This window comes from Mucilaginibacter ginsenosidivorax (genome assembly GCF_007971525.1).
GTDB lineage: Bacteria > Bacteroidota > Bacteroidia > Sphingobacteriales > Sphingobacteriaceae > Mucilaginibacter > Mucilaginibacter ginsenosidivorax.
Genome location: NZ_CP042437.1, coordinates 7,753,740 through 7,765,035, shown reverse-complemented (window position 1 = coordinate 7,765,035; position 11,296 = coordinate 7,753,740). Strand labels below are relative to the sequence as shown.

At 43.0% G+C, this 11,296-nt stretch carries 9 protein-coding genes and 1 tRNA gene; 6 read left to right on the top strand and 4 right to left on the bottom strand.

Annotation, left to right across the window (positions count from 1 at the left end; all coding sequences use genetic code 11):
• The first annotated feature begins 23 nt into the window (after positions 1–23).
• Positions 24–899: a transglutaminase family protein gene (locus FSB76_RS31780; protein ID WP_147060744.1), complete on the top strand. Its 876-nt coding sequence runs from the start codon at positions 24–26 to the stop codon at positions 897–899.
• A gap of 676 nt (positions 900–1,575) precedes the next feature.
• On the opposite strand, the gene FSB76_RS31775 is transcribed toward FSB76_RS31780, so the two are convergent.
• Positions 1,576–2,673, bottom strand: coding sequence for a zinc-binding metallopeptidase family protein (locus FSB76_RS31775; protein WP_147060742.1), 1,098 nt, complete (start codon positions 2,671–2,673; stop codon positions 1,576–1,578).
• Between the two features lie 116 nt (positions 2,674–2,789).
• Positions 2,790–2,871, bottom strand: a tRNA-Leu gene (locus FSB76_RS31770).
• Between the two features lie 215 nt (positions 2,872–3,086).
• On the opposite strand from FSB76_RS31770, the gene FSB76_RS31765 reads away from it, so the two are divergent.
• Together FSB76_RS31765 and FSB76_RS31760 are read left to right on the top strand one after the other, a co-directional pair.
• The gene (locus FSB76_RS31765) at positions 3,087–3,428 is read left to right on the top strand and encodes a hypothetical protein (RefSeq protein WP_147060740.1); all 342 of its coding nucleotides are present in this window, start codon (positions 3,087–3,089) and stop codon (positions 3,426–3,428) included.
• 35 nt (positions 3,429–3,463) lie between these two features.
• Positions 3,464–3,925, top strand: coding sequence for a DUF4268 domain-containing protein (locus tag FSB76_RS31760; protein ID WP_147060738.1), 462 nt, complete (start codon positions 3,464–3,466; stop codon positions 3,923–3,925).
• 117 nt (positions 3,926–4,042) lie between these two features.
• Here FSB76_RS31760 and FSB76_RS31755 read toward each other — a convergent pair whose 3' ends face one another.
• A complete protein-coding gene (locus FSB76_RS31755; RefSeq protein ID WP_147052667.1) occupies positions 4,043–5,254 on the bottom strand; it encodes an IS4 family transposase in 1,212 nt (403 codons plus the stop codon).
• A 385-nt stretch (positions 5,255–5,639) separates the two neighbouring features.
• Here FSB76_RS31755 and FSB76_RS31750 point away from each other — a divergent pair, with 385 nt between their 5' ends.
• The 3 genes from FSB76_RS31750 to FSB76_RS31740 all read left to right on the top strand — a co-directional run bounded on the left by FSB76_RS31750 (position 5,640) and on the right by FSB76_RS31740 (position 10,353).
• On the top strand, positions 5,640–8,111 hold the full coding sequence (locus tag FSB76_RS31750; RefSeq protein ID WP_147060737.1) for a glutaminase family protein: 2,472 nt from the start codon (positions 5,640–5,642) through the stop codon (positions 8,109–8,111).
• Between the two features lie 178 nt (positions 8,112–8,289).
• Positions 8,290–9,615 carry an MFS transporter gene (locus FSB76_RS31745; RefSeq protein ID WP_147060735.1) on the top strand — a complete coding sequence of 442 codons (1,326 nt, stop codon included), beginning with the start codon at positions 8,290–8,292 and terminating at the stop codon, positions 9,613–9,615.
• Positions 9,616–9,624: 9 nt separating this feature from the next.
• Positions 9,625–10,353, top strand: a complete 729-nt coding sequence (locus FSB76_RS31740; protein ID WP_147060733.1) for a (Fe-S)-binding protein — start codon at positions 9,625–9,627, stop codon at positions 10,351–10,353.
• Between the two features lie 67 nt (positions 10,354–10,420).
• Here the strand turns inward: FSB76_RS31740 and FSB76_RS31735 are convergent, their stop codons facing one another.
• Positions 10,421–11,020 (bottom strand): hypothetical protein, encoded by a 600-nt coding sequence (locus FSB76_RS31735; protein WP_147060730.1) that lies wholly within the window; start codon positions 11,018–11,020, stop codon positions 10,421–10,423.
• Between the last annotated feature and the right edge of the window lie 276 nt (positions 11,021–11,296).

The window sequence follows — 11,296 nt, the reverse complement described above, 5'->3', positions numbered from 1 at the left end:
TGTTTTCACAACAGCCAAAGCTTATGAAATACCAGGTAACCCATATTACCAAATATGAATACCAGTTGCCGGCATCATTATGCCACAACCTGGTATACCAGGTACCGGTTAATCACAGTTTTCAAGAGGTGGAGAAGGTAAACTACCAAATTCATCCCGTACCGCATTTGGTAGTGACCAGGGAGGATTTTTTTAGCAATAAATTCATCTATTTTTCGATAGAAGAATTTCATCAACGGTTAACTGTCGAGATAAAAAGCGAGGTTAAAATATCCGAGCCGGTATGGATTGGCGCAGCGCCACAAAATACAGCGCCCTGGGAAAACGTGGTGATCTGGCTGAAAAGTACCGATGCCGAAAGTGACATCAGGCAATTTTACCTTGAATCGGACCATGTGGTGTTTATACAGGGCATCAGGGAGTACGCATTAAAATCATTCACCCCCGGCAGGCCAATTATGGAAGCCATGCTTGATCTTAATTCGCGCATATTTGATGATTTTGATTTCACGCCCGGCTTTACAGATGTTACCACCAAACTGGAAGAAGTTTTTATCCATAAAAAAGGCGTTTGCCAGGATTTTGCGCATTTCTCGTTGGCCTGCCTACGCTCGATAGGCTTGTCGGCCAGGTATGTAAGCGGATATATTGAGACGCTGCCGCCACCGGGAAAACCAAAACTGTTTGGCTCAGATGCCTCGCACGCATGGATAGCATTATACATTCCGGATATAGGGTGGACAGAGTTTGACGCGACTAATAACATGCTGGTTAACGACCGCCACATCCGTACTGCCATCGGTCGCGATTTTGCCGACGTAGTGCCATTAAAAGGAGTGGTTTACAGCGGCGCCGGGCAAAGAATGTACGTAAATGTGGATGTGCGGAGGGTAGAATAGAACAACTATGACATCCTTCATACTTACAAATGACAAATTCGCTTTGCCTGTCATCCTGAGGTACGAAGGATCTATCAACTATGCATGACCGATAGAAAAGTTCGCGAACAGATGCTTAGTTCCTACCCATGACATGTTTCTTTTTCTGTCATCCTGAGTAATTTTCATTTGCGCGCAAATGATCGCATTGTAAATGACACCTTTTTTTCAATTGATAATCAGTTGGTTACAAATGTGTCAATGGCAGCGATAGCGAAGGATCTATTCTACGCCATGCATAACCGCCAAAAAAGTTCGCGAATAGATCCTTCGTTCCTCAGGATGACAGTCTTTTATTTTTAATTGTCATTCTCCTTCAGAATTTCGCGAAATTTTACCACTCAGCATGACATGTTGTACTTTCGAGGTGCGCAGGCCGGTCACCCTGAGCCTGTCGAAGGGTCGCGCGGAGAGGCCTTTGCCCGCTATGGTTCGACAGGCTCACCATGACAGCACTTTTAACGATGTCATTCCCCTTTCAGAATTTCGCAAAATATTGCCATTCCAGATGACAATATTTTATTGTTGAATGTCACGCCCCGGCGCTTTTGCGAAATTTTACCACACAACCTTCTTGTTTTGAACGTCATTCATCCTTCGGAGCTTCCAACGGTATTTTAAAGCCAATGCCCTTTTACTAATTCACTCTTGAAGCATAACAAACCTTATGTATAAAGGCCAGTTTTTCAACCACCTTTGGTGGTATTACAAAAGGGTACAAATCCTTGTTGCCCATGCTGCGGTTCATGCTGTTCATGGCGAAGGTTAATGGTAACCATAAATTAAGCAGGGTTTCAAAACTTTCCTGTTGGTAAGGGCTTACATTGATGATGGCCTTCAGATTACTTTTTTTATCGGCAAGGCGGGGAGATACCGTCATCCCGAAGGCATCGGCGGTTTCAAGCGTATCCATAATATGCAGGTAATGTGCCCACGTTTCGGCCCAATCCTCCCATGGATGCGAACTTGCGTATGTGCTAATGAAATTTAAGTTCCAATCAGCGGGTGGTCCCTGGCTGTAATTCCGTTCAAGTGCCTGGGCGTAATCCTGGCGTTCATCACCAAATAATTGGCGATATTCGTCAATAAATGCACTGTTATCAATTAGCCTGTCCCAGTAGTAATGTCCCACTTCGTGCCTGAAATGCCCTAATAAAGTACGGTAAGGCTCGTTCATTTGCTTGCGCGATAGCTCGCGTTTCTCATCATCTGCTTCATCAACATTCAGCGTAATTAAGCCATCTTCATGCCCTGTTAAAACGGGTTGAGCGGCATCCGCCTCCGTAAGGAAATCAAAGCTCAGGCCTTTTGCTGCATCCTGAATTTTACTTATCAGGGGCAATTTCATTTGCAGCAAGGCATAAATAAGCCTGTGCTTGGCAAATTCTATCAACCGCCACTGCCTTAAATGATCGGGGTCGGCTAAATTGGGTACAGTGTGGTTTAATTCACATGCGCGGCAAAATATATCCGGACTATCAGCCGGTATCAGCCAGTTGCAAACATCAAACTCATGGTTTTTGCAATATTTAAATAATTGCTTTTTATTGCTCATGAGGCCGCCCAATAACGGCTTTTTATTGCTGTGTAAACGATAAACGTCGTTATTGTCCTGAACAAGCGTGGCCAGATTGACATCACCGGGAATAAAACCCAAAGGACTTTTGCAACATTCGCATATGCTGTTTTCAAAATATAATAGCTGACCGCAGTTGGTACATTTAAACAATTTCATAATCTGTATTAAGGCTGTTCATTGTTGAATAGCTTGTGAGTTAACAGATTATAGGGCGGCGGGTTTTTAATATTTAAACAAAAAACCCAGCCAAATTGACCGGGTTTTAACTGCTGTGCGGAAGAAGGGACTCGAACCCCCACGCCTCGCGGCGCCAGATCCTAAGTCTGGTGCGGCTACCAATTACGCCACTTCCGCATTAGGATTTTTAACAGGTCGCAAAGATAGTGTTTTAAGCTAAATTATAAAACATAATTTTAGTTTTTTGCTTATCTGCCTCATTACTTTGTTGTTAATTTAATATCATCAATAAAATGATGGTCAGTTTTTAATATACTTTCGTTTTCAAGCCTTATTCACCCGAACAATTCTGGCGCTAACTTGTAATACAACTATTAAACAACAACTAAACTATGCCACGCACTGTAAGTTATCAGATTAATAAAGACAACGGAACTCCTATAAGTATTATCATTGAGCCGGTACAAACCCAGTCGTCAAACAACAGCCTTGATTTTACGGGCGTTTACGCATTATACAAGGGCGACAACCATGGTGTAGCCCACTTACTGGAGCTGCAGGAGATAGCACCCGAAATAGGGGATAGCCTGCCCCTGGTAGAAGATGTGCTTAACCCGGCTTTTTTAGGACGGCTGACCTATGATAACAACAAATTAAAGTGGCACTATACCGGTGGCCCTCTTTCGGCAAATGAACAGGCGCAGGTGGTGGCGTTTATACAAAGCACAAAATAATCTATAAATTCGCCGCGTAATAAATATAACAACTATTGTACTCGCGCGATCAGGCATCACAAATTAAACAGGCATTCTGGACGGCTTTTGGCCAGTATATTGCGCCGCAACCATCGGCCGATGGTTTACGCACTAACTGGGTTAATTATAAAACGGGCATAAAGCACTTGCATTTTAAAATGCAGGCCGATAAAAGGTCGGCATTTATTGGTATCGAAATTTCGCACCCTGATTTGGGTATACAAGAACTAATTTTTGATCAGTTTAAAGAACTTAAAACCGTATTTAACGCCAGTATCGGCGAAGAATGGGACTGGCAACTGCACACTACCGATGATAATCACAAAACGGTAAGCCGCATCATCAAAACGCTGCCCAACGTAAGCGTTTTTAATCAAAATGACTGGCCCGCCCTAATCTGCTTTTTCAAGCCCAGGATCATTGCCTTAGATGATTTCTGGAGCACCGCGAGCTATAGCTTTGATTTGTTTAAGTAGGTGTTAGATGTGCAGATTACAGATCACTGTTGTCCGGGGAAATTTATAAACACAGAAAAAACCGGCTCCCAATTAAATCAAGGCAGTTTTAAGTGGTAATTCAAAAATCAAGGCCCTTTAGAAAAGCGTAGCCGCAGTTGGTTCAGGCGGCTTGTAGTTCAACAAGGCTTTCTCTGGGTCAAAAAGGAAAGCCATCAGGTTGATATAGGTCATCAGGTGATGCTTGACCATAGCTGCTAAGTTAGCGTAAGACCATTTCCGTTTACCGGCTTTGTTGACTTGGGAAAGGACGATCTGGACAAGGAGGTCGCATATCAGCATAGACCAGACCTGTATTTGGATAGCATTGACATTATCCCCCAAAAAGTACCTCAACGGGTATCGCTGCTTGATGCGTTTGAACAGTAATTCTATCTGCCACCGTTTTTTATACAAAGCAGCGATCTGTTCGGGCGCAAGAGTGGGCTCGTTGGTAATGAACGCGAGCTCTTTCTGGGTGGCAGGGTCCTTAAAAACGACCCTGCGGGCCCGGATAAGGGATACTTTGCGCCTGTTGCTATGCCGTCCAAGCAGCAGGGACTGGTCAGCTATTACCCCCTGTTCGGATGAATAGGTAGAAACAGGGGATTCGGACAACAACTGGTAGTTTGCATCATTCTTCTGCCGGGTAACCCAGGCAATGCCCTGTGCGCCCCACGCCTCGAATTGTTTATAATTGGTATAAGCCCGGTCAAAGACGACTATAGAGCCTGGCGGTACCTGTACTTCCTGCAGGAATACAAGGTCGTGGTGCCTGGCTTCCGTAAGTAAGGTAAAACAGGGCAAATTATGTTCCGCATCGATCATTACGTGGGCTTTTATCCCGCCTTTCCTTTTGCCATTGCTTTTCGACATACCTGCACCGCCCATAATATTCGAGAAAAGGGAGATCGTGGTCGAATCGATAATGAAAAGCTTCTTAAGCGAAGGGCGGCTGTCCGGTAAACTTCCGTAGAAATATCTGTACAGTTGATGATAGGCCGCCGCGAAGAAATCAGCCGGGCGCCTGCTATTGGCATCCGACAGCGTGCTCCTGCGTGGGGTATTGGTCAACCCCAGATGGAGAAGCCTGCTTCGGTTCGCCTGTAACCCCGTAACCAATTCACGCAGGGAAAGGCATTGGAAAAAGCCTTGGTAGAGCATCGTGACCAAGTGGTCGTAACTCATGAATGACTTACAATACCTATCGGCAGAATACTTTTGGCTTTGCTTTGAAACAATATGGCGGGGGATCAAACTAAGCAATTGTGCGAATACCGGCTGTCCGCTAAAAAAATTATCTTTGGGCATAAAGAATAGTTTGGTGTGGTAACTAAAGCTACTCTTTTAAAAGGAGGTTATGCCTCCTTTTTTATTTCCCCGGACAACAGTGATTTCAGATGTGCAGATATGCAAATTTCAGGTGAGGGATGATGTTAAATGAGATGACAGATTAATTCCTGTTAATTCTTAAATTCTGAAAATTCTGATTCTGATAATCCTTCATCTGCACATATGAAATTTGAAATCTGCACATCCGCAGCTCATCTGCACATCCACAGCTTATCTTTTCTACAATTCGTATCAATTAATCGTCTATTTGACGCTTTTTTTCAAAAGCGGTTATTAATTGAAAAGAAAACCAAATATTTACCGTTGGTACTTATCAATCTATATAATAATACTACTAAAACACATGAAGAGGTTTCCATTAACCGTTTGTATTTCAATTTTGGGGCTGTTTGCCCGGGCGCAGGATGTTAAGGCGCCGGCTTATCCGCTTATTACGCACAATCCGTACTTCAGCATCTGGTCGTCTACTGATGATTTAAATGAATCAACAACTCATCACTGGACAGGAAAAGATCAATCCTTGTTGGGCCTGATAAAGGTTGATGGCGAGGTTTACCGTTTTATGGGTAAAGAACCGGTACACTACAAAACCCTGGTACCCGGCGGCGATGAAAAACCTTACGAAGTAAAGTATACCGAAACAAAGCCATCAGATAACTGGGCCGACGGAAAATTTGACGATACAGCATGGAAAACGGGTACTGCTCCTTTTAGTGACGACCCCAAGCAAGGTAAAACAGTGTGGACAAGCCGCGACATTTGGGTGCGCCGGGTGTTTAACTTTCATAAAACAGACATTAATAAACTGTTCCTGAAACTTCACCACGATGATGAAGCCGAAGTTTACCTTAACGGCGAAAAAATAAACGTAAGCAGCGGCGCCAATGGCGATTTGCAAATGATGCCGCTTAAAGACGATGTTGCGGGTAAACTGAAAGAAGGCGAAAACGTATTGGCTTTGCATTGCACCAATACGGGTGGTGGTGCTGCCCTTGATGCCGGCTTTGCTGATGAGCTAAAACCTACCCAACATGCCGATATTCAGGTAGCTAAACAAACCCACGTTGAGATTACCGCTACCCAAACCATGTATGCATTTAAATGCGGCAAAATTGATTTGCAGGTAACGTTTACATCACCTTTGCTGATGAATAATCTTGATTTGATGTCAAGGCCAATATCGTACATTACCTACAGTGTGAAATCAAATAACGGCAAGGCGCACAACGTACAGGTTTATTTAGGTGCATCTGCGGATATTGCCCGTAACAAACCATCACAGCCGGTTACAACTCAAAAATATGAAACAAGCACTTTGTCGGTGTTAAAAGCAGGAACTGTTGAGCAGCCCATTTTACAAAAACGCGGCGACGATTTACGGATAGATTGGGGATACATGTATGTTGCGGCGCCAAAATCGGCTGCTGCCACCCAGTACATCAGCACAGGCGATGAAGCCGTGACGTCGTTTTTTAACAACGATAGTAAATCAACCGTTAAAGAAGGCACCGATGTGGTACTGAATACGGTAGTGCCATTTGGTAAAGTAGGTAAAACCGCGGTTGAACATTTTGTTGAGCTGGGCTACGATGATATTACGCCCGTTCAGTACTTTCATGTAAACTTAAAACCTTACTGGCAAAACGCGCAAATTAAAACTATCGATCAGTTATTGGCCAAAGCAGCTGCTGATTACCCCGTGATTACTAAAAACTGCGCGGCTTTTAACGCGCTGATGTATCACGATGCTTTAAAAGCAGGTGGCGATAAATATGCTAAACTTTGCGTATTGGCTTACCGCCAGGCAATAAGCGCTCATATATTGGTGAAAAGCCCGCAGGGCGAAATCTTGTTTTTATCGAAAGAGAATTTCAGTAACGGATCTATTAACACAGTTGACGTAACTTATCCTTCGGCGCCGCTATTCCTCATTTATAACCCAAAACTGATGGAAGGTATGCTGAATGGTATTTTCTATTTCAGCGAAACCGGTAAATTTCCGCATGATTTTGCCGCCCATGATTTAGGCACTTACCCGCTGGCAAACGGCCAAACTTATGGCGAAGGGATGCCTGTTGAAGAATCGGGCAATATGCTGGCACTTACCGCGGCTATTGTTAAAGCAAATGGTAATAACCCGGCTTATGCCAAAAAGCACTGGAAAACGCTAACTGCGTGGACTAATTACCTGGTACGTGAAGGCGGCGACCCGGCCAACCAGTTGTGTACCGATGATTTTGCCGGTCACCTGGCGCGCAATGCAAACTTATCTGCCAAAGCAATAGTAGGCGTAGGCTGCTACGCTCACCTTGCCGATTTAATGGGCGATAAAGCTACAGGCACCAAATACAGGGCTATAGCCAAAGAAATGGTTGCCAAATGGATGAAACTTGCCGATGCCGGCGATCATTACTCGCTGGTGTTTGAAAAGCCGGAAACCTGGAGCCAGAAATATAATATTGTATGGGATAAAATCTTAGGCTTAAACCTGTTCCCGCAATCGGTTTATGACCGCGAGGTTAAATTTTATCTCACCAAACAAAACGAATTTGGCTTACCATTGGATAGCCGTAAAACATATACCAAAAGCGATTGGATAATATGGACAGCCACCCTGGCCAAAAGTAACGACGATTTTAAAACCCTTGTTGCCCCTGTTTACAAATACGCTATGGAAACCCCAACCCGCGTACCGCTAAGCGATTGGCATGAAACTACCGATGGTAAACAGGTAGGTTTCCAGGCACGCAGCGTTGTAGGCGGATACTTTATAAAGGAGCTACAGGAAAAGTGGAAACCAACTGCCCTGAAATAGAGTCAAGAATTAAGAGTCAAGAATCAAGACCGGAACCATTTCTGCATGTCATTGTGGGCTCTAAACCCACAATGACATTTTTTTTGCAACAATTACAACAAATCCTGTCTTGGCTCTTGACTCTTGATTCTTCGCGGCTCTTGATTCTTAACTCTTTTTTCCTACTTTTAAAGTATCAATGGAAACCAAGAATAACAAGAAAACCATCCGGGCCTGGGCATTTTTTGATTGGGCTAACTCGGCCTATAACCTGGTCATCACCTCAACAATTTTTCCGGCATATTATGTGGCTATAACCGCCAATCCGGCTAACGGAAACAGGGTCGCCTTTTTTGGCAAAAGTTTTATAAACACGGCCTTATCAGATTATGCTTTGGCAACAGCCTACATGATCATGGTTTTATTATTGCCCATATTGTCGTCGATAGCCGATTACAAGGGTAATAAAAAGCTTTTTATGCAATTTTTTACCGCTATAGGCTCGTTGTCGTGCTGTTATTTATTTTATTTTAAACCACATCAGCCTATTGAGGCAAGTATTATTGCATTTGCCCTCGCGGCAATTGGTTATAGTGGTGGTTTTGTGTTTTACAATTCATACCTACCAGAAATTGCAACCGTTGACATGCAGGATAAAGTAAGCGCAAAGGGATTTACTTATGGCTATATCGGTAGTGTATTGCTGCAGATAGTTTGTTTTGTATTTGTTAAAAAGCCAGAATGGTTTGGGATTACCGATAGTAGTTTTGCGCCCCGCTTATCATTTTTACTGGTTGGTTTATGGTGGATGGGCTTTGCTATTATTCCGTTTGTGGTGTTACCCAAAGGAAGCCCCAATGCGGTACCCCACAATCATAATATAATTAAAGGCGGTTTTATTGAGTTAGGCAATGTTTGGAAAAAAGTAAAAAAGATGCCATTACTCAAAAGGTTTTTGCCCGCATTTTTCTTTTACTCCATGGGGGTACAAACCATTATGCTGGTGGCAACAGGCTTTGCCGCCAAGGAATTAAAAATGGATACTTCAGCTTTAATTACCATTATTCTTATTATTCAGCTTGTTGCCATTGCCGGCGCAACGCTAATGTCAAGGTTATCTGGTAAATATGGTAACGTCAGGGTTTTGATTGGTACAGTTATCATTTGGATAATGGTTTGTATTGCCGCTTATTATACAACAACCCATAGCCAGTTTTATGTTATTGCAATAATTGTAGGTTTGGTTATGGGGGGCATTCAATCCATGTCGCGTTCAACGTATTCCAAATACCTGCCCGAAAATATTCCGGATACCGCATCTTTCTTTAGCTTTTATGATGTTACTGAAAAGTTGGCTATAGTTGGTGGTTTATTCAGTTTCGGTTTTTTTGAAGAAATAACGGGCAGTCCGCGTAATTCTGTGTTGGTATTAGCTATATTTTTTATTGTAGGATTAATTTTATTGTTTTCTTTGCTGAAAGCCGAAAGAAGCATTCAAAAAAATGCGGAATTTAGCGCCGAATAATTTGTGCCGATGAAGATAGAGCTGTTTGTACCATGTTTTGTAGATCAATTATTTCCTGATACTGCTTTTAATACCATAAAAGTGCTGGAAAAGGCAGGTTGTAAGGTTAGCTTTAACCCTAACCAAACCTGTTGCGGGCAACCTGCCTTTAACGCCGGATTTTGGGACGATGCCAAAGCAGTGGGCAGTAAATTCCTGAATGATTTTTCGGAAGATAGCGTCATCGTTACGCCATCGGCATCGTGCACCGGTATGGTGAAAAATTACTATAACGGTTTATTTACCAATACAGCCCTGCACAATAAATGCCGCGCCATACAGGGTAATATTTACGAGCTGTCGGATTTCCTGGTAAACATCCTCCAGTTTGATTACTTCGGCGCCGAGTTGGATGGCAAAGCCGTATACCACGATAGTTGTGCAGCATTGCGCGAATGCAAGATCAGGACCGAGCCGCGGCAATTACTCTCCAAGGTATTGGGCCTGGAATTGCTTGAACTAAAAGACAATGAAACCTGCTGTGGTTTCGGCGGCACGTTTGCCGTTAAGTTTGAAGCCATCTCCACGGCTATGGCCCAACAAAAAGTAGATAATGCTTTAGCCGCCGGTGCAGAATATATCATCTCGACAGATGCCTCCTGCTTAATGCAGTTGCAAACTTATATAGATAAAAACAGCTTACCTATACGCACTATTCACCTTGCTGATGTTTTGGCGTTGGGCTGGGGGAATGTGTGAGGCTGGATTTGATGGGGATTTAATTTGTTTGAGAATATCAAGATGTGTGCTTGTGGTATTGGGTAGTTTAATTTCTTTCAATATCCAGTATCTGCTCTTTTTTGTCCATCGCTTTTAAATCGGCTATACTCATTCCGTCTTCTTCGGTTTCAAATTCCTTGCTTTTCAAGTCGTCGATACCCGATTCCAAATTGGTTTGATATTTATTGGTAACGCAATATATGCTGTCGCCAACAACCCTGTTAACCTTAATTAGTGTGTATGCATTATCCTTTAATTTAACCTGAAGGATGTCATCTTTTTTGAGGGAGGTAATCATGTTGCTTACCTTTTTTGCCGTTTGCCTGCTGGAAATAGTTACGCCTACTGCTATCAGCGCGATGATAAAAACACCAGAAAATGTCCACACAGGTATCGCGGTATGCTTTTTAATATTGTAATAGCTCATTTTGAGCGAAGGCGTCATCTGGTCGAATTTTAACACCTGCTGGCAGTTGGTACATTGCGAAACACCGGTTTTGCCGATTGGAAAAAAGGGGATCCAGTACACATGCGCGTACCGTTGAAACACATTCATCTGCATTACATTACCGGTGCCACAGGCCGGGCAAGCATCTGCAATAAAATCGGTTTTTCGATGGGTAGCTTTGGTGCCGTAAATAATCATTGTTTGGTGCGATTAAGGTTGTGGAAATGAAGTTGATTAAACGAACTGAAAATAAACAAAAAACTATCCAGGATGAAATTTATAGCCGGTATATTTTTTGAACGCGTTATAAATCGTAGCCAGCCTTATAAGTACTGCTGAATCAGAAATCGCCGTCTACAACAAACCATGAATAAGGCCACGATAATTCACAAACCTTTTATTAGCAAATAAACATTTACATATCCGAAATCGAAATTCCCAATTCCGAAATCCTAAAAATAATCCTATTTTTGC

Excerpts from the sequence above, each read along its gene's own strand:
- FSB76_RS31750 (WP_147060737.1), top strand. The coding sequence starts at position 5,640 with ATGAAGAGGTTTCCATTAACCGTTTGTATTTCAATTTTGGGGCTGTTT.
- FSB76_RS31780 (WP_147060744.1), top strand. The coding sequence starts at position 24 with ATGAAATACCAGGTAACCCATATTACCAAATATGAATACCAGTTGCCG.
- FSB76_RS31755 (WP_147052667.1), bottom strand. The coding sequence starts at position 5,254 with ATGCCCAAAGATAATTTTTTTAGCGGACAGCCGGTATTCGCACAATTG.
- FSB76_RS31765 (WP_147060740.1), top strand. The coding sequence starts at position 3,087 with ATGCCACGCACTGTAAGTTATCAGATTAATAAAGACAACGGAACTCCT.
- FSB76_RS31775 (WP_147060742.1), bottom strand. The coding sequence starts at position 2,673 with ATGAAATTGTTTAAATGTACCAACTGCGGTCAGCTATTATATTTTGAA.
- FSB76_RS31745 (WP_147060735.1), top strand. The coding sequence starts at position 8,290 with ATGGAAACCAAGAATAACAAGAAAACCATCCGGGCCTGGGCATTTTTT.
- FSB76_RS31740 (WP_147060733.1), top strand. The coding sequence starts at position 9,625 with ATGAAGATAGAGCTGTTTGTACCATGTTTTGTAGATCAATTATTTCCT.
- FSB76_RS31735 (WP_147060730.1), bottom strand. The coding sequence starts at position 11,020 with ATGATTATTTACGGCACCAAAGCTACCCATCGAAAAACCGATTTTATT.